Below are 22,063 nucleotides of genomic sequence, written 5' to 3'. Positions count from 1 at the left end.
AAGGATCGGCGTATGGAATATCGAGCGGCCCAGCCGCTGGGAACGCAGCAGCTTACGGAACCAGGTCCGCCCGGCGGGCAGGCGGGCCCCAGCTGGCCCCCACCAGCGCGTCCTGAGACCGAGACCGCACCGCGGCCCGAGCCAGGATCCGGGCCCGCACCAGCGCGGCTTGCGCCAGGATCCGGGCCCGCGCCAGTGCGGTCAGAGCCCGGCCCCGCCCCGGAGCCTGAGCCGGCGGCTCCGGCGGGAAGACGTACGCACCGGATCCGGCGGCTGCTCGCCAGGATCTTCAAGTTCGCCCTCGCCATGGTGGTCATCACGGAGCTGGCCGCCGTCTCCTTCATCTGGTTCGCTCCCCCGCGCACTGCCTACATGCTGCAGACCGGCGGCCCGATCGCCTACCAGTACGTGTCCCTGAACCACATCAGCCGCTATGTCATCGCCGCGGCCGTCGCCCACGAGGACCAACAGCTGGGAACGCGTGTTGGCGCGTTCTCCGTCGATGAGTTCCGGGACAGGGCCGTCGCCTACCTGCAGGGCAAGGATGACCCAAGCGGTTCCACGGTCCCGCAGCAGCTGGTCAAGAACATCTTCCTGTGGCCTGATGCGAATGCCCTGAGGAAGGGGCTGGAGGCCGGGCTTGCGACCGAGTTCAGCCTCACCCTGACCCCGCAACGGATCATGGAGCTGTATCTGAACTATGCGCAGTTCGGCCCGAAGCTGTACGGCATCTGCGCGGCGAGCTGGTACTACTTCGACGAACCCCCGTGGAACATGTCCGAGTATCAGGCCGCGCAATTGATGGGGGTCCTGCCACTGCCCACACTCGTCACCCGGGCGGCGGGAGGCGGCATCTATCTGGGCCCGTGGGTCCACCCCAAAGTGTGGGACTACGTCAACGGTGCGGCCAACGTGTGGGTCCCCAAGCAGATCGAGGGGCTCGGCGGATGGAAGGCGGCCGTCGCAACCATTGGCATCGGCGACACGGCGTCCGACCACGCGGCCGAGCGGGGATCCGCGAACACGGATGGCTGCGGTTCGTATCCGGAGAGTGTGCTGGACCTGCTGCGGCAGCAGGGCATTGCCCTGGACCGCAACGGAAACCCTGCGCCACTCAGGGGCTAGGAAACGAAGGTCAGTTGCCCAGGTCCTCGACCTTGGGCAGGGCGAGTTCCTCGCTGCGGGGCAGTTCCTCGACGTTGACGTCCTTGAACGTGATGACGCGGACGCTCTTGACGAACCGGGCGGAGCGGTAGACATCCCACACCCAGGCGTCCTGCAGGGTCAGATCGAAGTAGACCTCGCCGTCGGCGCTGCGGGCCTGCAGGTCAACATGGTTGGCAAGATAGAAACGCCGCTCGGTCTCGACCACATAGCTGAACAACCCGACGACGTCGCGGTATTCGCGGTAGAGCTGTAGCTCCATGTCGGTCTCATAGTTTTCAAGGTCCTCGGCACTCATGGTTCCATCTTGCACCATCCGGCGCCGGCCGCGCGCCACCGGCCGTCGCGCCCGAGCGGCCAGAACAGCTAGAGCAGCTGCCAGCTGACCCGGTGGTACGGCGTGGGACCGGAGGTCCGCAGCGCCTCCTTGTGCGCTGCGGTGCCGTAGCCCTTGTTCACGTCCCAGCCGTAGGCCGGGTACTGGGTGTGCAGCTCGCACATCATCGCATCGCGCTCGACCTTGGCGATGATGCTGGCCGCGGCGACGCTGAGGCACTGCATGTCGGCTTTGACCAGTGTGTGCACCGGGGCATCGCAACCGGGTTCGGCGGGGGCATCGTCAAACAAGGACGGCTGCAGATCCGGCGAGAGCCAGTTGTGGCTGCCGTCCAGCAGGACAACCTCGGGCCTGACGCCGGCGGCGAGCACGGCAAACCAGGCCCGGTTCCCGGCAAGACGGAGCGCCGCGATGATCCCGAGTTCGTCGATCTCGTTCGCGGACGCATGCCCCACGGCGGAGGCGACACTCCAGTCCCGGACCAGCGGCACCAGCCGCTCCCGGTCCGCGACCTTGAGCAGCTTGCTGTCCCGGACATCGGCCAGGAGCTTCTGTTGCTGCAGGTCGACGACGGCGATCCCCACGCTGACGGGACCGGCCAGGGCGCCGCGGCCGACCTCGTCGATGCCCGCGAGGAGCCGTGCGCCGGAGCTGCGGAAGCGGCGTTCGTAGTCGAGGGTGGGGGCTGCTGACATGACGGGCGGCTTACTTTCCGGACGGGGCGGGGACGCTGCGGAAGACGTCCGGGTAGTTGTCCAGGGCCGACATCCTGTTCAGCGGCCAAGCGATGACGGCGGCCTTGCCTTCAATGTCGGATTCGTTGACGAAGCCGCCGTTGGTGTCCATATGGGCGCGGGAATCCGCGGAGTGGTTTCGGTTGTCGCCCATGACCCAGACCTTGCCCGCGGGCACGACGACGTCAAAGTCGCGGACCTGGGGAATCTCTGCGGCATTGATGTATTTCTCGTCCAGCGGCGCGCCATTGACGGTGAGCTGTCCGCCGGCGTCGCAGCAGACCACGTGGTCACCCGGGAGCCCGATGACGCGCTTGACCAGGTGCTGTTCCGAGTTGTCCGGCAGCAAACCGACGAACGTCAGCCCGTCCTGCACCCAGGTGAAGGGGCCCTTGGCCTTCGGGGCCGCGGGGGCGAGCCAGCCCTGGCTGTCCCGGAACACCACCACGTCCCCGCGCTGGAGCACCATGGGCTCGGGCACGAGCAGGTTCACGAAGATGCGGTCGTTCACATCGAGGGTGTTGACCATGGATTCGGACGGGATGTAAAAGGCCCGGAACAGGAAGGTCTTGATCAGGAAGGACAGCACGATCGCCACGACGACCACCGTGGCAACCTCCTTGAGCCACAGGAAGAGCGGGCTGTGCCCTTCACGGGCCTTGGCCTTCCTGGCCCGGCGGGAGGTCGGATCGGCGTGGGCGGGGCCGTCGGCCCGCTCCCTCCCGGTCGGCCCAGGCGTGGTCGGCCCAGCCGCGGTAGGCCCAGCCGCGGTAGGCCCAGCCGCGGTAGGGGCAGTCTCGATACGGGCAGCCTGGATACGACCAGCGCGCTGCGCACCGGCGCTGTCGTCCTGCGACGCAGGAGCCGGAGCAGGAGCCGGCGCACCAGCCGGTGGATCCGCCGGCTCATCCGCGGGAATCGCCGAGGCGGTAACCCGGGGTCGGTCCTGGCCCTGCGGATCAGGAGTGCGCGGTTCGGTCTCGGGCATCTACTGTCCGTTCGTCGTCGTCGTTGTCGCAGCCGGTTCGGGCCGCGCTACTGCTGCAAATCTATCAAGCGGCCAGATGATCTGTACCGGCCTGCCAATGACGCGTTCCAGCGGCACCATGCCCCCGCCAGGGGCGCCCAGGAGGCTCCGGGAGTCGGCGGACATCGAGCGGTGGTCCCCCATGAGCCAGAGCCGCCCGGCAGGCACCTGGACGGCGAACTTCACATCGCTCGGGGTGTCCCCCGGATACACATACGGTTCCGCAACTTGCTGGCCGTTGACTGTGAGCCGGCCGCCGGCGTCGCAGCAGACCACACGGTCGCCGGGCAGTCCGATGACGCGCTTGACATACGTTGTGTCGCTGCCCGCAAGGCCAAGCCAGCGTCCGGCTTCGGCGAGGGCATCCACCACGGGGCCGTTGCCACTGTTGAGCGGGGCAAAGGAACCGCGGCCGTCAAAGACGACGACGTCGCCCCGGCCCAAGGGCTTAGCTTGGAAGCCGGTCCGCGCCACGACGATCCGGTCCCCCGTGTGCAGGAGCGGCTCCATGGAGGCGGACGGGATAAAGAAGATGTCCACCCACAGGGAGCGGACCACGGCGCTGATGGCCACGGCGAGCACCAGGGCCAGCAACGCAAAACGCCAGCCCGGTTTCCTGGGCTGGCGTTTTGGCTGTTCCATGTTCCGTATCCCCTGGCGCTGTCGTGAACTAATGTGCGCTGTTGCGGATAGCTCCGGCGCCGCACTAGCTGACGCACCGGATACGGTCCGTGGATCCGCGGTGGAAGCCTGTCGTGGAAGACGAAAAAGGCTTACTTGGCGGTCTGGAAGTCGCGCTTTTCCTTGATCTTCGCGGCCTTACCACGCAGGTTGCGCATGTAGTAAAGCTTGGCGCGGCGCACGTCACCCTTGGAGACGAGCTCGACCTTGTCGATGATCGGGGAGTGCACCGGGAAGGTACGCTCTACGCCGACCCCGAAGGAGACCTTGCGGACGGTGAAGGTTTCGCGGACGCCATCGCCCTGGCGGCCAAGGACGAAGCCCTGGAAGACCTGGACGCGGGAGTTCTTGCCTTCGATGATGTTCACGTGAACCTTGATGGTGTCACCCGCGCGGAACTCGGGAACATCGGTGCGCAGCGAGGCTGCATCTACGGAATCGAGGATATGCATTGATCCACTCCTGGTGAACGCCACAGGTCACTCACGTTGGGTTACGGCGGTCAGGGCCGGTGGCATGCGCCGCCCGGAAATTTCCGCCGAAAGTTTGTCAATCCGGCCCTGTCAGGAGTAGACGGGGCCGGGGTGCCGGGCTGTTGGTAGCGCTCCCCCTGTGGCAGGTTCGCAACCCAGCAGGCACAAGGACTAATTTTGCCACATTTTGTGCGGGTTAGCCCAATCCCGGCGGTTAGGCGTCGGGACGGCGCAGCAGGCGGCCGTCGACGACGTCGTACCCCAGGTCGGAGAAGGCCGTACGGTCCGCGCGCGGCAGCTTGCCGGCGTCGAACTCCGCGAGGAGGTCGGGGCGGCGTTCGGCGGTACGCCGGTACTGCTCGTGCCGGCGCCACTGGGCGATCTTTCCGTGGTTGCCGCTCAGCAGCACGGCCGGGACGTCGCGGTCCCGCCAGCTGGAGGGCTTGGTATAGACGGGGTACTCGAGCAGCCCGTCGGAGTGGGATTCCTCCACGAGGGACTCGGGGTTGCCGACGACGCCGGGCAGCAGCCGGCCGATGGCCTCAACCATGGCCAGCACGGCGACTTCGCCGCCGTTGAGGACGTAGTCCCCCAGGCTCATCGGGCGCACCGTGAAGTGCTCCGCGGCCCATTCCAGGACCCGTTCATCGATGCCCTCATAGCGCCCGCAGGCGAAGACCAGCTGGTCCTCCTCGGCCAGTTCGTGGGCGGTGGCCTGGGTGAAGCGCTCCCCCGCCGGCGACGGGACGATCAGGACAGGCTTGGCGGCATCTTCCGGGCCGGCAGGCTCTGGAGTGCCGGGGGTGCCGGCGTCGTCAGGTGCGCCGGCGTCCCTTGCGTCCCCGGACCGCCCGGCGGCCACGGCGGTGAGGGCCTGAGCCCAGGGTTCGGGCTTCATGACCATGCCGGCGCCGCCGCCGTAGGGGGTGTCATCGACCGTGCGGTGCCGGTCGGTGGTGAAGTCCCGCAGGTCATGGACCTTGAGGTCCAGCAGGCCGTCCTGGCGGGCCTTGCCGATCAGCGACAGCTCCAGCGGGGCCAGGTACTCCGGAAAGATGCTGACGACGTCGATTCTCATCTAGGCGATGCCCTGCTCTTCGGAGTTCCGGGCCGCGGCGCCCTCGGCTTTCGGAGCCTGGGCTGCGGGGTTTTGGGCCTCGAGGTCTTGGGCCTCGGGGTTTTGGGCCTCGGGCGCCTCGTCCGTGTTGACTTCGAACAGTCCGGGCGGCGGGGTGACGAGGACGTATTTTTCAGCCACGTTGACCTCGGGCACAATCTGCTCGACGAAGGGGATCAGGACTTCCTTGCCCTCATCCGTGGCGACCACCAGCAGGTCCTGGACGGGCAGCGTGTGCAGCGCCGAGACCTTGCCGACCACATTGCCGCCTACGCGGACCTCCAGGCCCACGAGCTCGTGCTCGTACCAGCCCTCGTCGTCGTCCTCGGCGCCGATGTCTTCGGTTTCGATGAACAGCTTGGCGCCGCGCAGGCCCTCGGCCTCGTTGCGGGTCTCGATCTCGTCAAAGGCCAGCAACAGGATGTCCTTGTTCCAGCGGGCGCTGAACACCGTCAGCGGCCCGGCCGAGGCGGGTTCAACGATGAACTGGGTGCCGGGGACAAAACGGTCGCCGGGCGCGTCGGTGAGCACCTGGACGGTCACTTCGCCGCGGATGCCGTGGGGCTTGCCGATTCGTGCCACCTGGAGCTGCATCTGTTCCTCTGTTCGGGGTTGGTGATTCTGTATTCTCTGGTGCGGAATTACGGGAAAACAGTCCGGCCCCTCCACCATTATCTGGTGAAGGGGCCGGACTCAAGACAAGTAGTGCTGAAAGCGTTACCGGCGGCGGTCGGTGTCGACGACGTCGACCCTGACCGGCTCGCCGTCCGCCAGCGCCGCAACCACAGTGCGCAATGCGCGTGCGGTCCGGCCCTGCCGGCCGATCACCCGTCCGAGGTCGTCCTGATGAACGCGCACCTCGAGGGTTTCCCCGCGGCGGTTGTTCTTCGCACTGACCTTGACGTCCTCGGGGCTGTCAACAATCCCGCGGACCAGGTGTTCGAGCGCTTCTGCCAGCAATTTACTCAGCCTCGGTGGTCTCTGCTTCGGCGGCGTCGGCGGGAGCCTCGGCAGCTTCGTCCTTCTTGGCCTTCTTGGTGATGGCTTCCGGGATGATCACGGAACCCTTTTCCGGGGTAACGAAGGCAGCCTTGGGAGCCTTGGTCTTCAAGGTTCCCTCCTGGCCCGGGAGACCCTTGAACTTCTGCCAGTCACCGGTGATCTTCAGGATCGCGGCGACCTGCTCGGACGGCTGTGCGCCGACGCCGAGCCAGTACTGGGCACGGTCCGTGTCGACCTCGATGTACGAGGGCTCTTCGGTCGGGTGGTACTTGCCGATCTCTTCGATAGCACGGCCATCACGCTTGGAGCGTGAGTCCATGACGACGATGCGGTAGTACGGTGCGCGCATCTTACCGAAGCGCTTAAGGCGAATCTTTACGGCCACTTTTGTGGTCACTCCTGTTTCTGAAACGGGGTCGAGCCCGGCGTTCTGCACCCGTGGGGCGGGCCGTACTTGGGGGTTCTAAAGGACAAGATCCAGACGCGGAGAGAGGGGCCACGCAGATCGAGTACCTGTTCATTGTGCCAGATCACCGGCAGGATTTCGACTTGACACGTGCCCGGCGCACCAGCGCGCGGCCTGGAAGCGGCCTCGAGGGCCGGTCAGGACGTCCAGACGTAGAGGCCGGACCTGGTGGCGGGGTCGACGCCGGCGGCGAGCTCGGCGATCCGGCGGACATAGTCCCGGGCCTCGTCGGGGCCGAAGGGCATGTCCTCCTCGGCGGCCCAGTTGGCGGCGACATCCTCCAGGACCTCGCCCTCCCCTTCGGTTTCATAGCTGAGCAGTTCCGCCAGCGTGCGGACCATTGCCGCCGGGACGCCGAGCAGCGAGTCGCTGGCCACGTCGACCATGGCCAGTTCATAGTCCGCGCCCGGGGCGTGCACGGCGACGCCGGCGAGGTCTCCCAGCCGCTCCACCTCGAAATCGCTGATCTCCGGGATGCGGACGGCGCCCGGGGCGGCCGGGCCGCCACCTTCCAGTGCGCCGGCGCGCTTGAGGGCTTCTTCGTGGGTGGACACAAAGAGTTCGGTGAATCCCATGCAGCTGGTCCTTAGGGTTCGGCGGTCCGCAGACCGCTGTTTTCGGCGTCGCTTCAGCCTAGCCGCTTCAGCACGGCCCCGCCCCGCCCGATGGGCATGCCCTCCCCTGACCCTGAGCACTGGACATATGGCCACTATGTCCATTCCCGGCTGCGAGCAATGGACATGCTCCGACGTCCTGCCTGGAAACAGTGGACATGTCCCTCGCTGGCCGTGAGCACTGGACATGTGGCAACTATGTCCATTTCCGGCTGCGAGCAATGGACATGTTCCAGTGTCCTGCTGGCGAAGAGTGGACATGTCCCTCGCTGGCCCGGGAACCCGACCAAGGCCCGATGAGCATGCCCTCCCCTGGCCCTGAGCACTGGACATATGGCAACTATGTCCATTCCCGGCTGCGAGCAATGGACATGTTCCAGTCTCCTGCTGGCGAAGAGTGGACATGTCCCTCGCTGGCCCGGGAACCCGACCAAGGCCCGATGGGCATGCCCTCCCCTGGCCCTGAGCACTGGACATATGGCAACTATGTCCATTCCCGGCTGCGAGCAATGGACATGTTCCGGAGTCCCGGCTCCGCGCAGTGGACATGCCCAGCGTTCCCGCCGGCGAAGAGTGGACATGTCCGGGGGAAGCTGTGCGCGCTGGACATGTCCAGCGACCAGCTTGCCTGGGGAGAACTTCTAGCGCACGGCGACGCGGATCCGGTTGCGCCACGGGTCCTCGAAGCGCAGTTCGGCGCCGGTGTGGTGCGATTCGACGCCGGCAACCTTGAGCCGGTCGGCCAGGGCCGCGACGTCGTCGCCGGAGGGCACCTCGATGAGGACCTCGCCCAGGCCCAGCGTGTCGCGCCGCGGGCCCGCGCCGCGGCTGTTCCATACGTTCATGGCCATGTGGTGGTGGTAGCCGCCGGCCGAGACGAACAGCGCCTGGCCGTGCCAGCCCGCGGTCTTTTCGAAGCCGAGCGTGCCGACATAGAAATCATGCGCCGACTGGACGTCGCCGACCTGCAGGTGGACATGCCCGACGCCGGCGGCGGCCTGGCGCTGGCCGGCCACGGACTCCTCGGTCAGGTATTGCTGCAGGTAGCGCTGCGGCGGCAGGGCGAGACTGTCCATGACGACGTTCCTGCCCTCCCAGGACCACGCCGCCCGCGGCCGGTCCCAGTACAGCTCGATGCCGTTGCCTTCGGGGTCGTTGAAGTAGAACGCCTCGCTGACGAGGTGGTCCGCGCTGCCGGTGAAGGACTGGGGCTGGTACTGGGCCGCGGTGGCGATGGTGGCCGCCAGGGAGTGCTGGTCCTCGAAGAGGAGGGCGGTGTGGAAGAGCCCGGCCTCGCCGCGGGAAGGTAGATTCAGGCCCGGGGCAGGCGCCAGATGCACCAGCGGCTTCTGCTGGCGCCCAAGGTAGAGCCCGCCGTCCTGTTCGGCCACAGTCTCCAGGCCGAGGGCGCGCTGGTAGTAGTCGGTCATGAGCTTCATGTCGCCGACCTTGAGCATCACGGTGCCCATGGTGAGTTCGGCAGGAAGGAGGTCCTGGGTGCTGGCTTCTGCGGTCATGGCAATGCTCCGTGGATTCTGTAGCCACCGGCCTTCGGCGACTCTACATAAAGATAAATTACTTGAAGCTTCAATTTATTCCAAAACATGGACTGGCGCCCGGTCTACCGGCTGCCCCCGCAGCACGATATGCCGGATCTGGCGGAGCGTGGCCGGATTGCTCCGCGGATCCTCGGCGGTGACGAGGACGTCAGCGCTTGCCCCTTCACCGATGGACTCCGCGCCGAGCCAGGTCCGCGCAGACCAGCTCGCGGCGTTGAGGGCGGCAGCGGCGGAAAGGCCGGCGGCGTGCAGGGCCTGGATCTCGTCCACGATCCTGCCATGGCTGATCACGCTGCCGGCGTCGGTACCGGCATAGATCGCCAGCCCGGTCTCGTGGGCTTCGAGGATCCGCTCCGCCCGGCGCTCCCACAGCGAGCGCATGTGGGCTGCGTAGCGGGGGAACTTGGCCGCCGCCCGGGCGGCGATGTCCGGGAACGTGGCGATGTTGATCAGGGTGGGCACGATCGGAACACCCTGTTCGAGGAAGCGCGGCAGGTGCCGCGGCAGCAGCCCGGTGGCGTGCTCGATGCAGTCGATCCCGGCGTCGAGCATGTCATCGAGGGTGTCTTCGGCGAAGCAGTGTGCGGTGACGCGGGCCCCCTCATCGTGGGCGGCCCGGACGGCGTCCTTGACCGTCCGGGCGGGAAAACTGGCGGCGAGATCGCCGGCGTCGCGGTCGATCCAGTCCCCCACGAGCTTGACCCAGCCGTCGCCCGCGCGGGCCTGCTTGCGCACGGCCTCGACGAGATCCTCCGGTTCGACCTCGACGGCCAGGCCAGGCAGGTACCGCCGGGTCCTGGCGAGGTGCCTGCCGGAGCGGATGATCCGGGGCAGGTCCGCGCGTTGCTGGAGCCAGCGTGTGTTGTGGACGGCGCCGGCGTCGCGGACCAGGAGCGTCCCGGCGTTGCGGTCCGCCAGGGCCTGGGATTCCGCGGTGTCCTCGGTAACGTCCCCGCCCGGGCCGAGGCCGATGTGGCAGTGTGCGTCCACGAGGCCGGGCATGACCCAGCCGTCCAGCACGAGGTCAGGCGCGGCGGCCGGACGGCGGAAGGTTAGCAGGCCGCCCACCGACCAGAGCCCGCGGCGTTCCTGGTCCGCCGCGGTGAGGATGGGGCCGCTGAACTCGATGATGCCGGTCATGACCTAAAGCCTAATCCGCATGACGATCCGCCGGCCAAGACCGTCCAGCCCCAGCTGCGCTTCGTGGATCCGCAGGGCGCCCAACGCCTGTCCTGGCTGGGCGAGTTCCTCGAAACCGCAGCTCGCATAAAACGGCGCATTGAACGGGACGCCTGCGAAGGTGCAAAGCGTCATCGATAAATAGCCACGGCTCCGGGCCGCATCAAGGGCCGCCTCCACCAGGGACCGTCCTATCCCCCGCCCGGCGGAGTCCGGCTGCACGGAGAGTTGTTCCAGATGGGCCTGGCCGCCGACCTCGTCAATGCGGGCAAACCCTACGGGCGGGTTTCCGGCGACAAGTATGAAGAGCGGCTCAACCGGCGTCGTCAACTCCGGAGCCGGGAGCGTCTGGTTCCCCAGCTCCGCTTCGAGGATGCGGTCTGCTGAGGCCTCGAGAACCGGCAGCGCCGGGATATCTTCCGGCGTCGCCGTCCGGATGCGGGGCAGCGCCTTGGGCAGAGTCACCGTGCCACGCTAACACCGCGGTCCGCCGTCCGCGTCACACTCGAGGGCCGGCCGGAGGTGCGTGGTAGTTTCGTCTACGACCACACGGGTGCCCCTGCAGGGGCTGAGATCGGGCTGACGCAGCCTGCGACCGTTGAACCTGTCCGGGTAATGCCGGCGAAGGAAGTGAGCTTTTCCGTGAACACCCAAGTGACACAGCACAGCCCTGTCCAAATTCAGTCCGCAGCCACCACGCAGTCGCTGAAGTCCCACTCGCTGGCCTTCAGCACGGATCCGGAGCATGGCATCCGCGTGCCGGTGACCGAGATCGCCCTGGAACCCTCCCCGGGCGGCATCCGGAACCCGCCGTTCCGGGTGTACCGCACTGCCGGCCCGGGCAGCGATCCGGTCCGCGGGCTGGAGCCGTTCCGCACCCCCTGGATTGAGGCCAGGGCGGACACCGAACCCTACGCCGGCCGTGAACGGGAGCTGCTCGACGACGGCAAATCGGCGGTGCGCCGCGGTGCGGCGTCGGCCGAGTGGCGGGGCGGCCGGCCGGTGCCGCGCCGGGCCGCTGAGGGCAGGACCGTCACGCAGATGCGCTACGCCCGGGACGGTGTCATCACCCAGGAAATGCGGTTCGTCGCGCTGCGCGAGAACTGCGATGTGGAGCTGGTGCGCAGCGAGGTGGCCGCGGGCCGCGCGATCATTCCCAACAACGTCAACCATCCCGAATCCGAGCCGATGATCATCGGCAAGGCGTTCCTGGTGAAAATCAACGCCAATATCGGCAACTCCGCCGTGACCAGCTCCATCGCCGAGGAGGTCGACAAACTTCAGTGGGCCACGCAGTGGGGCGCGGACACCGTCATGGACCTCTCCACCGGGGACGACATCCACACCACGCGCGAGTGGATCATCCGTAATTCCCCCGTCCCCATCGGAACGGTCCCGATCTACCAGGCGCTGGAGAAGGTCAACGGTGAGGCGAACGCCCTGACCTGGGAGATCTTCCGGGACACCGTGATCGAACAGTGCGAGCAGGGCGTGGACTACATGACCATCCACGCGGGCGTGCTGCTGCGGTATGTGCCCCTGACGGCCAACCGGGTCACCGGCATCGTGTCCCGCGGCGGTTCCATCATGGCCGGCTGGTGCCTGGCGCACCACCGGGAGAACTTTCTGTACACCCACTTCGATGAGCTGTGCGAGATCTTCGCCCGCTACGACGTCGCGTTCTCGCTGGGCGACGGGCTGCGGCCGGGCGCGACGGCGGATGCCAACGACGCGGCACAGTTCGCCGAACTGGACACCCTGGCCGAGCTCACGCAGCGGGCCTGGGACTTCGACGTGCAAGTCATGGTGGAGGGCCCCGGGCATGTGCCCTTCCACCTCGTCCGGGAAAACGTGGAGCGCCAGCAGGAACTCTGCAAGGGCGCCCCGTTTTACACACTCGGGCCGCTCGTCACGGACATCGCACCGGGCTATGACCACATCACCTCGGCGATCGGCGCCACCGAGATCGCCCGCTACGGCACTGCCATGCTCTGCTACGTCACGCCCAAGGAACACCTCGGGCTGCCGAACAAGGACGATGTGAAGACGGGCGTGATCACTTACAAGATCGCCGCCCATGCCGCGGACCTCGCCAAGGGCCACCCCGGCGCGCACGAACGCGACGATGCCCTGTCCAAGGCAAGGTTCGAGTTCCGCTGGCGGGACCAGTTCGCGCTGTCCCTGGACCCGGTCACGGCCGAGGCCTTCCATGATGAGACGCTTCCCGCGGAGCCGGCCAAGACAGCCCACTTCTGCTCGATGTGCGGTCCGAAGTTCTGCTCCATGCGGATCAGCCAGGACATCCGGGACGAATACGGATCAGCAGATTCGCAGGCGGCCCTAGCGCAGATGGCGGCCGGAATGCGGGCGAAGAGCAACGAGTTCCTCGCCTCGGGCGGCAAGGTCTACCTGCCGCAGCCCTCGGTGGGAGAACCCGCAGCTTCTTAGGACGCCCGGGCGTGCTGGTGCCGGCTGACCTCGGCAATGTAGGAGCGGATGGCCCGGTCCCCTTCGGCTGAATCCTGGGGCCGGTGCCCTCCCGGCGCCGTGCGGTGCAGGGCGCCGGTCTCGCGCAGGTAGCCGGCGATTTCCTCATACAGCGGTTCCCAGCCGCCGGTCAGGACCAGGGTCGGCACGCCCGGCACGATCTGCAGCGGGGCTTCCCACGGCGGCGCCTGCAGGCGGAGCCGGCGCGCAGCCCGGAGGGCCTCCGGCGTCGTGGCCCCGGGGGCGTCCGCCGCGAACGCGCGGCGGATGAACTCTCGCTGGAAGTCGTCGTCGCTGAGGTTGTGGCGGACGTCGAAGAGCGGCTGCATCAGGGCCCGGTGCGCGGCGGTGGCCGGGAGCTCCGCGGTCAGGGACAGGCAGGCCGGTTCCACCAGGGTCAGCGACTGGACGAGGTCGGGCCGTTCGACGGCGGCCATCATCGCAGCGATCGCGCCCTGCGAATGGGCCACGACATGGCCGCCGGCCTCGCCGCGGCCGTCGTCTGCCAGCGAGGCGAGCACGATGGCGGCGTCGGCGGCGAAGCTGGATTCGAGCGGTTCCGCGACGGCGTCAAACCCGTGCCGCCGCAGGAACAGGGCGTCGTAGTCCAGCGCCATTCCGTGCTGTTTTGGCCACGCGGCGGCGCCGAAGCTGCCGTCCCCGTGGACGAAGACTACGCGCTGCTTGAACATTGTCTAACCCTATGGCACTTCAGTGCTGATGCTGCCGGCGACACAGTGCCGGCGGCCGTCAGCACTTGCGGCTACTTGCTGCCGCCGAGGAACTTGTCGAAACCCTTCGGCAGGTTCAGCTGGGACGGATCGAAGTCGCCGCCCTGCTGGCCGAACGACGCGCCGGTGGGCAGCGCCTTGGGGCCGGCGGCACGCCGGGCCTCGGCGTCGCGCAGTTCCTGCGCCGCCTTGGCCGGGTTGCCGGAGCGGGCCTTCTTCTTGGGCGCGGACTTGGCTCCCTTGCGGGCTCCGCCCCCGCCGCCCATGCCGGGCATCCCCGGCATGCCGGGCATCCCGCCGCCGGCGGCCATCTTCTTCATCATCTTCTGGGCCTGGGCAAACCGTTCCAGCAGTCCGTTGACCTCGGAGACGTGCACGCCGGAACCGCGGGCAATACGGGCCCGGCGGGAGCCGTTGATGATCTTCGGAGCCACGCGCTCGTGCGGGGTCATCGAGCGGACAATGGCCTCGACGCGGTCGATCTCGCGCTCGTCGAACTGCTCCAACTGCTGGCGGATGTTCTGCGCACCCGGCATCATCATGAGCATCTTCTTCATGGAGCCCATGTTGCGGATCTGCTGCATCTGGGCGAGGAAGTCATCGAGGGTGAAGTCTTCCTGGTCGGCGAACTTCTTCGCCATCCGGGCGGCTTCATCCTTGTCCCAGGACTTCTCGGCCTGCTCGATCAGGGTGAGGACGTCACCCATGTCGAGGATGCGCGAGGCCATGCGGTCCGGGTGGAAGAGCTCGAAGTCGTCCACGCCTTCGCCGGTGGAGGCGAACATGACCGGCTTGCCGGTCACCGACGCGACGGAGAGCGCGGCGCCGCCGCGGGCGTCGCCGTCGAGCTTGGAGAGCACGATGCCGGTGAAGTTGACGCCCTCGTCAAAGGCCAGGGCAGTGTTGACGGCGTCCTGGCCGATCATGGAGTCGATCACGAACAGGACTTCGTTCGGGACGATCGCGCGGCGGATCTGGCGCGCCTGCTCCATCATCTCGGCGTCGACGCCGAGACGGCCGGCGGTGTCCACGATCACGACGTCGTGCAGGGTGCGCTTGGCTTCCTCGACGCCGTCACGGGCGACGGCGACGGGGTCTCCGGCAGGGTGGTCCAGTTCGGTGGACGTGGCGCCCGGGTGCGGGGCGAACACGGGTACGCCGGCGCGCTGGCCGACCACCTGCAGCTGAGTGACGGCGTTGGGCCGCTGGAGGTCGCAGGCCACCAGCATGGGGCTGTGGCCCTGGGACTTGAGCCACTTGGCGAGCTTGCCGGCCAGGGTGGTCTTGCCGGCGCCCTGGAGGCCCGCCAGCATGATGATGGTGGGTCCGGTCTTGGCCAGGCGGATCCGGCGGGTCTCGCCGCCGAGGATCTCGACGAGTTCCTCGTTGACGATCTTCACGATCTGCTGGCTCGGGTTCAGCGCCCCGGAGACCTCGGCGCCGAGGGCCCGCTCGCGCACGCGGCCGGTGAATTCCCGGACCACGGGCACAGCGACATCGGCGTCCAGGAGGGCACGCCGGATCTCGCGGACTGTGGCGTCAACGTCCGCCTCGGTCAGGCGGCCCTTGCCACGCAGATTCTTGAAGGTTGCTGTCAACCGGTCAGAGAGTGAATTGAACACGCGCCGTGCACTTCTTTCAGTGGATCTACAGGTGGCGGCCGGTGCGGCACGCCAGCGTCGCGACTGGTATTCGCCTGGACGAACCGCCACGACAACAGGACTCGACTATCTAGGGTACCAAGATGCGCCTTCAAGATGGCATGCTGGCGTAGGTGACCAGCCAAACAACTGTAAAAACCCTGCTCATCCTGGGCGCTTCCGGCGATCTCACCGGAAGGCTCCTGTTACCGGGGCTTGCCCGCCTGGTGGCCCGGGGCCGCGCCGACGGCCTCGCCCTGGCGGGAGCGGGATCGGACCCCTGGACGCCGGAGCAGTGGCTTGGCCGGATCGAGGAGTCGTTCGCGGACGAGGACTCCAAAGCCGACGCCCACGGCAAGCGGGAGCTCAAGCGTATCCGCAAGGAGAGCACCTACCACCAGCTCGATGTCACGGCCGAGGGCCAGCTCGCCGGGCTCCTGGCGCAACTGGAGGGACCTGTGGCGGTCTACTTCGCCCTGCCGCCGCGGGTCAGCCAGCTCGCGTGCGAGGCCCTGGCGCCGGAGGACGTGCCCGCCGGCACCCGGCTGGTCATGGAGAAGCCGTTCGGCTCCGACGAGCAGTCGGCGCGCCACCTGAACAAGACGCTGGCCGCGCTGGTCCCGGAGGACCACATCCACCGCGTGGACCACTTCCTCGGCAAGGCAACGGTCCTGAACATCCTTGGCCTGCGCTTCGCGAACACGTTCCTGGAGCCGGTGTGGAACCGGCAGAACATCGAAAAAATCGAGATCATCTTCGACGAGGACCTCGCCCTCGAAGGCCGCGCCCGCTACTACGACGGCGCCGGGGCGCTCCGTGACATGATCCAAAGCCACCTGCTTCAGATCATGGCCCTCATGGCAATCGAGCCGCCGGCATCCGTGGACGAACGCGATCTCCGCGATGCCGTGGCCACCGTGCTGCGGGCCAGCAGCATCAAGGCCCCCTACCGGCAAAGCAGCCGCCGGGCCCGGTACACGGCGGGTTCGATCAACGGCCGGGACATCCCGGACTACGCCGAGGAGGAGGGCGTGGACGCGTCCAGGGCTACTGAAACCCTCGCCGAGGTGCAGGTGGAGATCGACAACTGGCGCTGGCAGGGCGTGCCGTTCATCCTGCGCTCAGGCAAGGCGCTGGGCCAGAAACGCAAGGAGGCCGTGGTGACCTTCCGGCCGGTGCCGCACCTTCCGAAGGGGTTCACCGGTGTGGACGCCCCCAACCAGCTGAGGATCGGCTTTGGCCCGGACACGCTGCAGTTCGACGTCGACGTGAACGGCCCGGGCAATGTCCTGAGCCTGGACCGGGCCACGCTGCAGGCCGAACTGAGCGCCTCCGAACTCCTCCCCTACGGTGAAGTGCTCGAGGGCGTGCTGACCGGGGATCCGCTGCTGTCCGTGCGTGCCGATACCGCCGAGGACTGCTGGCGCATCCTGGCGCCGGTGCTGAAATCCTGGACCGCCGGACATGTCCCGCTGGAGGAATATCCGGCCGGGACCCCGGGGCCGGAGGGCTGGCCGGCCTAGATTCGTCGCGGCAGGGCCAGCGCGGATCCCGCGGCGCGCCGGGCCGACACAGCAGCAACGACCAAGCAGCAACGACACAGCGGGCCGGATACCTTCTCAGGTATCCGGCCCGCTGTGTCAGTGCCGTGTCAACGCCGCTGTGTCTGTTGGCCCTAGCGGCATGGAGCGGGGGCAGCTAGATCGCTGCCGAACCACGCTCTCCGGTACGGACCCTGACAGCCTCGAACACATCCATCGTCCAGACTTTGCCGTCGCCGGCCCGGCCGGTGTTGGAACTGGCGATGATGACATCCAGGATGTCGTCCGCCTGTTCGTCGGTGGCCAGGACTTCCACCCGGATCTTGGGCAGCAGGTCCACGTTGTACTCGGCCCCGCGGTACACCTCGGTGTAGCCGCGCTGCCGGCCGTAGCCGCTGGCTGCGCTGACGGTGAGGCCCTGCACACCGTAGGCCTCCAGGCCTTCGCGAATAGCCTCAAGTTTTTCCGGTCGGACGATTGCCGTGATCAGTTTCATGCCCCCACACTTTCCTTGCCCGTTGCGTTCTGCTTGCCGTTGGACGCGGCGCCCACCGGCACTTCAGCGGCTGCGCCTTCCTCCTGCGGCTCGCCGCCCATCGGCTTGCCCGTGATCAGTTCGTGCAGCGGCTGGAAGCTGCCGCCGTGCCCGCCGACGCCGAACTCGTAGGCGGTCTCTGCGTGCAGGCTCAGGTCCACACCGACAACTTCCTGTTCCTGGGAAACCCGGAAGCCCATGAGCTTGTGGATCGGGAAGGCAATGATGAAGGTCATCACGGCGGTGAAGACGATGGCCATCATTGCCGCGAGGGTCTGGGCGACCAGCTGCGTGGTGCCGCCGCCGTAGAACAGGCCCGCGGCGCCCTGGGTCGGGGTGGCCAGGAAGCCGATTGCGACCGTGCCGACAACACCGGAGACGAGGTGGACGCCGACGACGTCGAGCGAGTCGTCGTAGCCGAACTTGAACTTCAGGCCGACGGCGAGCGCCGAAGCCACACCGGCAACGACGCCGAGGGCGATCGCACCCAGCGGGGAGACGTTGGCGCAGGCCGGGGTGATGGCGACCAGGCCGGCGACCACGCCGGACGCGGCACCGAGAGAGGTCGGGTGACCGTCGCGGAAGCGCTCCACGGCGAGCCAGCCGAGCATGGCTGCGGCCGGGGCGGCCAGGGTGTTGATCCAGATCAGGCCGGCCTGCTCCACAGTGGCAGCGGCACCGGCGTTGAAGCCGAACCAGCCGAACCACAGGATTGCGGCACCGAGCATGACGAACGGAATGTTGTGCGGGCGGTGGTTCGGGTCCTTGCCGAAGCCCTTGCGGTTACCGATGATCAGGACCAGGATCAGGCCCGCGACGCCGGCGTTGATGTGGACCACGGTGCCGCCGGCAAAGTCGATGACCGGCGCGAACGTCTGGCCGAACCAGCCATTCGCGGAGAAGAGTCCGCCGCCCCAGACCATGAAGGCCATCGGCGCGTAGACCAGGGTGGCCCAGATGGGGGTGAAGACCACCCATGCGGAGAACTTGGCGCGGTCGGCGACCGCACCGGAGATCAGGGCCACCGTGATGATCGCGAACGTGGCCGCGTAGCCGACCTTGAGCAGGTCGGCCGGTTCGGTGAAGTTGTGCAGGCCGAAGTGGCTGAACGGGTTGGCGAAGATCTGGTAGAAGTTGTCTTCGTTGGTCGTAGCCATCGAAGCGCCCCACAGGATCCACATGATGCCGACGGTTCCAATGGCGACGAAGCTCATCATCATCATGTTCAAAGCCGACTTGGCGCGGGTCATGCCGCCGTAGAAGAATGCCAGGCCCGGGGTCATGAACAGCACGAGTGCCGCGGCGACCAGGAGCCAAACGAGACCTGCGGTGAGTTCCATGGTCTACGTCCTCTCTTGCTATTAGGTGCGGAGTAGTCCGCCGGTCCCAACGCATTTATTTGCGTTCTAGAAAGAGTTTCGCGGGGCCGTGTTTCGCTGGCGGAGGATTTACATTGCCGGGTTGTTACAAGAACCTCCCGGACGTAAATGGTGCATCTCACACTTGTTACGGTTATGTTTCAGCGGATTATTCCCGCACTTGTTGGACCCGCCGCCAGCCGGCACCGCATCTTCCCAAGGACGAACGCATTATGAGCAAGACCTCCCGCCCCGCCGGCGACGCCGCAGCCGAGGTGCCCTCCCGGGCCCCGGGCCGTTCCCGGCTGCCCCGGGACATCAAGGTGATGCTGGTGGCGGCCTTCCTGATTGCGATCGGCTTCGGCCTCGTGGCACCGGTTCTGCCCCAGTTCGCCACCACGTTCGACGTCGGGGCGACCGCCGCGGCCGTGATCGTGAGCATCTTCGCTTTCATGCGGCTCGTCTTCGCACCGGCCGCGGGCACCCTGATCGTGAAGCTGGGCGAACGGCCGGTCTATGTGGCCGGGCTGCTGATCGTCGCGGTGTCCACGGCCGCCTGCGCCTTCGCCCAGAATTACTGGCAGCTGCTGGTCTTCCGCGGCCTCGGCGGGGCTGGCTCGGTGATGTTCACGGTGGCGTCCATGGCGCTCGTGGTCCGGCTCGCGCCGCCGGAAAGCCGCGGCCGGGTCTCCGGGGCCTATGCCTCCGCCTTCCTGATCGGCAACGTCTGCGGCCCCATCGTCGGCGGGATGCTCGCCAGCTTCGGCTTGCGGGTGCCGTTCCTGGCCTACGCGGGGGCCCTGGTGCTGGCCGCCGTCGTGGTGCAGACCCAGCTCAGCCATGTCCCCGCCGCCTCGCGGCAGCCCGGCGCCACGGCCCCTGCGATGGAACTGCGGGACGCGCTGCGGGACAGCGCCTACCGGGCCGGCCTGTTTTCGAGCTTTGCCAACGGCTGGGCCACTTTCGGGGTTCGGATGGCCACAGTGCCGCTCTTCGCCGTCGTTGCGCTCGGCGCCGGTCCGGAATCGGCCGGCTGGGCGCTGGCGGTGTTTGCCGGCGGCAACGCGGTGGCGCTGACGTTTTCCGGCCGGCTCGCGGACAGCCTCGGCCGCAAGCCGCTCCTGCTGGCCGGGCTGCTGGTCACCGGCACCGCCACGGCGGCCATCGGCTTCACCCACCAGCTGCCCTGGTTCCTGCTCGCCTCCGCCTGCGCCGGGATCGGCTCCGGGCTGCTCGGACCGGCCCAGCAGGCCGCCATCGCCGACGTGATCGGCAACGAGCGCTCGGGCGGCCGCGTCCTGGCCGTCTTCCAGATGGCTTCCGACAGCGGCGCAATTGTCGGACCGGTGGTGGCCGGGCTGCTGGCGGACCGGCTGGGCTACGGCTGGGCCTTTGGGGTCACTGGCGGCATCCTGTTGGCCGCCGCCGCAGTGTGGTTGCCGGCCCGCGAAACGTTCCGCCGGCCGGCCCCGGACCGCGCCTGACCTGCGGCGTTGCCGCCGCTGTTCCGCTCCGGGCGGCGCCTCCGCCGGGATCTTGTCCGGGACCGTGCACGGGACGTTGTCCAGGGGCTTCCGGTCAGCGGCGGCCTCCGCCCTTGGCTAAGCTGGGGGCACGTGCCACAAACTTCCGGAGGTAATCCCCCATGGCCAAATTCGACTCTTCCCCCGGGAAAGCCGAAAGCCCCGACCCCGCCCAACCCGCAAACCCCGGTAAGAGTGCGGGCACAAGCGCGGGAAACAGGAAGCGCGCAGGGCTGATCGCCGGCGCCGGAATTGTCGCCGTCGCCGCAGCAGTACTGGTTCCCCTCGCCCTCGGAAACCCGACGCCGGCCCCGCCGGCCGCTTCTTCCCCGGCCCAGTCGGCACCGGCGCTCGCCCCTGCCGAGGTGGGCCCGACCGTCACCTATTACGCGCAGCCGGGTCCGCCGGCCGGATCGCCGCTGGAAAAGGTTGAGCCCCTCAAGGTCGATGTCTCCAGCGACCTCGTGGGCACTTCCCTGAACAAGGGCATGGCGGGAATTTCCCTGGAGGCCACGGATCTGGCCGATCCCGACCTCAGCAGCGACAACGCGTCGATGGTCAAGCTGCTCAAGGAGATCGACCAGCCGGTTCTGCGCTTCGGCGGCAACGCCGTGGACCGGCGTTTCTTCTGGACCTCCACCGGCGAGGCCGTCCCCGCCGACTACAAGGGTGACAAGACGCACCCGGTCAAGGCCGTGGGCCCGGCAGACCTGGTCCGGCTCAAGACCCTGCTGGAGGCCGGCGACGCCAGGGTGAGCCTCACAGTGGACCTGGGCCACTACAACCCGGCGCGGGCTGCGGACATGGCCAAAAACGCCTCGGCAATCCTTGGCGACCGGCTGCTGAGCATCACCGTGGGCAATGAGCCCAACGGCTTCGTGTTCAACGATGTGAAGTCCGGCAGTGGCTACAGCCTGGATCAGTACATTCGGGAATTGAAGGACTACGCCAACGCGATCTATGCAGTGGCGCCGAATGTGCCCATCTCCGGACCGGGCGCCTACGACCAGAAGTGGTGGCAGCCGTTCGTCGATGCGGACCTCCCGCAGAAGAAGATCCTGACGTTCCACCACTACCCGCTCTCCAACTGTGACGGCAGCTTGCCCCAGGACTCGCCTACCTTGGCAAACGCGATGAGCCGAACGATGCACGACCGTGGCGTCAACTACCAGAAGGCGGCCCTCGCGGTGGGTCAGGCCGCCGGCCTGGAAACCTGGATTCCGGAAACCGGGATCTCGGCGTGCCCCGGTTCCAATGAGACCTCCCGCACCCACGCATCTGCGCTCTGGGCGGCAGACTATGCCCTCACCGCCGCCCAGCTGGGCATCACCCGAATCGGCTTCCACAGCTCGCTGCTGACCTGCAAGGGCGGCCCGCCCCTATCCGCCATCTGCAGCGCCGGGGCCTACCCGTTCGGCAATGGCCAGATGTCCGGCCGGGCCAACTTCTTCGGCATCTCCATGGTGGCCGAGCTGGAGGCCGGCAAGTTCATGAAAGTGAACAGCGCCGGAGGCGGCCCGGCGTTCAGCTACGCGCTGCAGAACGCCGACGGCAGCACCAGCGTGGTGATCATCAACGAAAACGACCCCGAAAAGGCCGCGCAGACTTCCGTCACCCTGAACCTTCCGGGCAAACCGGTCACCGGGACCATGACCCAGCTCAGCGGACCCAGCTACGCAGCCGAGGACCAGAGCGTCATCGATGGCGCCAAGACCGAGCCCACGCCCCTCGCCAAGCGCGCCACGGTGCCCGGCTTCGCGTTCAAGTCCCAGACGCAGCAGTTCAATCTGACGGCCGGCACAGTGACGGTCCTGAACTTCAAGTACTAGCCACTTGAACAAAGAGTGCCCCGGTCCCGTCTGAACTGGCCAGACAGGACCGGGGCACTCTTTTTG

The 22,063-nt window shown here is 67.5% G+C and carries 22 protein-coding genes and 1 riboswitch; of the genes, 5 read left to right on the top strand and 17 right to left on the bottom strand.

What is annotated here, in order from left to right; genetic code table 11:
- Positions 1-195 precede the first annotated feature (195 nt).
- Entirely contained in the window at positions 196-1,125 is a 930-nt protein-coding gene (locus AC1D1A_RS01745; RefSeq protein ID WP_476947003.1) for a transglycosylase domain-containing protein, read from the top strand.
- Between the two features lie 10 nt (positions 1,126-1,135).
- On the opposite strand, the gene AC1D1A_RS01740 is transcribed toward AC1D1A_RS01745, so the two are convergent.
- From AC1D1A_RS01740 to AC1D1A_RS01680, 13 genes are all read right to left on the bottom strand, one after another.
- Positions 1,136-1,462, bottom strand: coding sequence for a DUF2469 domain-containing protein (locus tag AC1D1A_RS01740; RefSeq protein ID WP_018773443.1), 327 nt, complete (start codon positions 1,460-1,462; stop codon positions 1,136-1,138).
- Between the two features lie 68 nt (positions 1,463-1,530).
- Positions 1,531-2,196: a ribonuclease HII gene (locus AC1D1A_RS01735; protein WP_476947002.1), complete on the bottom strand. Its 666-nt coding sequence runs from the start codon at positions 2,194-2,196 to the stop codon at positions 1,531-1,533.
- Positions 2,197-2,206: 10 nt separating this feature from the next.
- Positions 2,207-3,223, bottom strand: a complete 1,017-nt coding sequence (gene lepB, locus AC1D1A_RS01730) for a signal peptidase I (protein ID WP_476947001.1) — start codon at positions 3,221-3,223, stop codon at positions 2,207-2,209.
- A complete protein-coding gene (gene lepB, locus AC1D1A_RS01725; protein ID WP_028276855.1) occupies positions 3,224-3,904 on the bottom strand; it encodes a signal peptidase I in 681 nt (226 codons plus the stop codon).
- A gap of 131 nt (positions 3,905-4,035) precedes the next feature.
- Entirely contained in the window at positions 4,036-4,395 is a 360-nt protein-coding gene (gene rplS / locus AC1D1A_RS01720; protein ID WP_018773447.1) for a 50S ribosomal protein L19, read from the bottom strand.
- A gap of 235 nt (positions 4,396-4,630) precedes the next feature.
- A complete protein-coding gene (trmD, locus tag AC1D1A_RS01715; RefSeq protein WP_476857267.1) occupies positions 4,631-5,494 on the bottom strand; it encodes a tRNA (guanosine(37)-N1)-methyltransferase TrmD in 864 nt (287 codons plus the stop codon).
- Positions 5,495-6,127 (bottom strand): ribosome maturation factor RimM, encoded by a 633-nt coding sequence (gene rimM / locus AC1D1A_RS01710; protein ID WP_476947000.1) that lies wholly within the window; start codon positions 6,125-6,127, stop codon positions 5,495-5,497.
- Positions 6,128-6,250: 123 nt separating this feature from the next.
- Entirely contained in the window at positions 6,251-6,493 is a 243-nt protein-coding gene (locus AC1D1A_RS01705; RefSeq protein WP_018773450.1) for an RNA-binding protein, read from the bottom strand.
- A 1-nt stretch (position 6,494) separates the two neighbouring features.
- Positions 6,495-6,920, bottom strand: coding sequence for a 30S ribosomal protein S16 (gene rpsP, locus AC1D1A_RS01700; RefSeq protein ID WP_026266438.1), 426 nt, complete (start codon positions 6,918-6,920; stop codon positions 6,495-6,497).
- Between the two features lie 218 nt (positions 6,921-7,138).
- A complete protein-coding gene (locus AC1D1A_RS01695) occupies positions 7,139-7,576 on the bottom strand; it encodes a hypothetical protein (protein ID WP_476848964.1) in 438 nt (145 codons plus the stop codon).
- A gap of 680 nt (positions 7,577-8,256) precedes the next feature.
- Positions 8,257-9,132 carry a VOC family protein gene (locus tag AC1D1A_RS01690; protein ID WP_476946999.1) on the bottom strand — a complete coding sequence of 292 codons (876 nt, stop codon included), beginning with the start codon at positions 9,130-9,132 and terminating at the stop codon, positions 8,257-8,259.
- Positions 9,133-9,207: 75 nt separating this feature from the next.
- Positions 9,208-10,314 (bottom strand): amidohydrolase family protein, encoded by a 1,107-nt coding sequence (locus tag AC1D1A_RS01685; RefSeq protein ID WP_476946998.1) that lies wholly within the window; start codon positions 10,312-10,314, stop codon positions 9,208-9,210.
- Positions 10,315-10,317: 3 nt separating this feature from the next.
- Positions 10,318-10,818 carry a GNAT family N-acetyltransferase gene (locus AC1D1A_RS01680; protein WP_476946997.1) on the bottom strand — a complete coding sequence of 167 codons (501 nt, stop codon included), beginning with the start codon at positions 10,816-10,818 and terminating at the stop codon, positions 10,318-10,320.
- Positions 10,819-10,892: 74 nt separating this feature from the next.
- A riboswitch (TPP riboswitch) is annotated at positions 10,893-11,000 on the top strand.
- Here AC1D1A_RS01680 and thiC point away from each other — a divergent pair.
- Complete coding sequence (gene thiC / locus AC1D1A_RS01675) at positions 10,996-12,801, top strand: phosphomethylpyrimidine synthase ThiC (RefSeq protein ID WP_476946996.1); 1,806 nt, start codon at positions 10,996-10,998, stop codon at positions 12,799-12,801. (Overlaps the previous riboswitch by 5 nt.)
- Here the strand turns inward: thiC and AC1D1A_RS01670 are convergent.
- Together AC1D1A_RS01670 and ffh are read right to left on the bottom strand one after the other, a co-directional pair.
- Positions 12,798-13,532, bottom strand: coding sequence for an alpha/beta fold hydrolase (locus AC1D1A_RS01670; protein ID WP_230011099.1), 735 nt, complete (start codon positions 13,530-13,532; stop codon positions 12,798-12,800). The genes thiC and AC1D1A_RS01670 overlap by 4 nt on opposite strands.
- Positions 13,533-13,603: 71 nt before the next feature.
- A complete protein-coding gene (gene ffh / locus AC1D1A_RS01665; protein WP_223916506.1) occupies positions 13,604-15,193 on the bottom strand; it encodes a signal recognition particle protein in 1,590 nt (529 codons plus the stop codon).
- 152 nt (positions 15,194-15,345) lie between these two features.
- On the opposite strand from ffh, the gene AC1D1A_RS01660 reads away from it, so the two are divergent.
- Positions 15,346-16,734 (top strand): glucose-6-phosphate dehydrogenase, encoded by a 1,389-nt coding sequence (locus tag AC1D1A_RS01660; RefSeq protein WP_476946995.1) that lies wholly within the window; start codon positions 15,346-15,348, stop codon positions 16,732-16,734.
- Positions 16,735-16,909: 175 nt separating this feature from the next.
- Here AC1D1A_RS01660 and AC1D1A_RS01655 read toward each other — a convergent pair whose 3' ends face one another.
- Together AC1D1A_RS01655 and AC1D1A_RS01650 are read right to left on the bottom strand one after the other, a co-directional pair.
- Complete coding sequence (locus AC1D1A_RS01655; RefSeq protein WP_028276847.1) at positions 16,910-17,248, bottom strand: P-II family nitrogen regulator; 339 nt, start codon at positions 17,246-17,248, stop codon at positions 16,910-16,912.
- Positions 17,245-18,627: an ammonium transporter gene (locus AC1D1A_RS01650; protein WP_476946994.1), complete on the bottom strand. Its 1,383-nt coding sequence runs from the start codon at positions 18,625-18,627 to the stop codon at positions 17,245-17,247. The genes AC1D1A_RS01655 and AC1D1A_RS01650 overlap by 4 nt, the downstream gene beginning before the upstream one ends.
- Positions 18,628-18,878: 251 nt before the next feature.
- On the opposite strand from AC1D1A_RS01650, the gene AC1D1A_RS01645 reads away from it, so the two are divergent.
- The gene (locus AC1D1A_RS01645; RefSeq protein WP_476848955.1) at positions 18,879-20,129 is read left to right on the top strand and encodes an MFS transporter; all 1,251 of its coding nucleotides are present in this window, start codon (positions 18,879-18,881) and stop codon (positions 20,127-20,129) included.
- 161 nt (positions 20,130-20,290) lie between these two features.
- Positions 20,291-21,997, top strand: a complete 1,707-nt coding sequence (locus AC1D1A_RS01640; protein ID WP_476946993.1) for a hypothetical protein — start codon at positions 20,291-20,293, stop codon at positions 21,995-21,997.
- The last annotated feature ends 66 nt before the right edge of the window (positions 21,998-22,063 follow it).

It is taken from the genome of Arthrobacter sp. P1_B9, assembly GCF_056406495.1.
Note: the sequence above shows the minus strand (reverse complement) of the source record. Positions and strands in the feature narration are given on the sequence as shown.

Coding starts and splice junctions, on each gene's coding strand:
- AC1D1A_RS01640 (WP_476946993.1), top strand. CDS start 20,291: ATGGCCAAATTCGACTCTTCCCCCGGGAAAGCCGAAAGCCCCGACCCC.
- AC1D1A_RS01670 (WP_230011099.1), bottom strand. CDS start 13,532: ATGTTCAAGCAGCGCGTAGTCTTCGTCCACGGGGACGGCAGCTTCGGC.
- AC1D1A_RS01645 (WP_476848955.1), top strand. CDS start 18,879: ATGAGCAAGACCTCCCGCCCCGCCGGCGACGCCGCAGCCGAGGTGCCC.
- AC1D1A_RS01655 (WP_028276847.1), bottom strand. CDS start 17,248: ATGAAACTGATCACGGCAATCGTCCGACCGGAAAAACTTGAGGCTATT.
- AC1D1A_RS01690 (WP_476946999.1), bottom strand. CDS start 9,132: ATGACCGCAGAAGCCAGCACCCAGGACCTCCTTCCTGCCGAACTCACC.
- AC1D1A_RS01650 (WP_476946994.1), bottom strand. CDS start 18,627: ATGGAACTCACCGCAGGTCTCGTTTGGCTCCTGGTCGCCGCGGCACTC.
- AC1D1A_RS01685 (WP_476946998.1), bottom strand. CDS start 10,314: ATGACCGGCATCATCGAGTTCAGCGGCCCCATCCTCACCGCGGCGGAC.
- AC1D1A_RS01735 (WP_476947002.1), bottom strand. CDS start 2,196: ATGTCAGCAGCCCCCACCCTCGACTACGAACGCCGCTTCCGCAGCTCC.
- trmD (WP_476857267.1), bottom strand. CDS start 5,494: ATGAGAATCGACGTCGTCAGCATCTTTCCGGAGTACCTGGCCCCGCTG.
- rimM (WP_476947000.1), bottom strand. CDS start 6,127: ATGCAGCTCCAGGTGGCACGAATCGGCAAGCCCCACGGCATCCGCGGC.
- AC1D1A_RS01740 (WP_018773443.1), bottom strand. CDS start 1,462: ATGAGTGCCGAGGACCTTGAAAACTATGAGACCGACATGGAGCTACAG.
- rplS (WP_018773447.1), bottom strand. CDS start 4,395: ATGCATATCCTCGATTCCGTAGATGCAGCCTCGCTGCGCACCGATGTT.
- AC1D1A_RS01695 (WP_476848964.1), bottom strand. CDS start 7,576: ATGGGATTCACCGAACTCTTTGTGTCCACCCACGAAGAAGCCCTCAAG.
- lepB (WP_476947001.1), bottom strand. CDS start 3,223: ATGCCCGAGACCGAACCGCGCACTCCTGATCCGCAGGGCCAGGACCGA.
- lepB (WP_028276855.1), bottom strand. CDS start 3,904: ATGGAACAGCCAAAACGCCAGCCCAGGAAACCGGGCTGGCGTTTTGCG.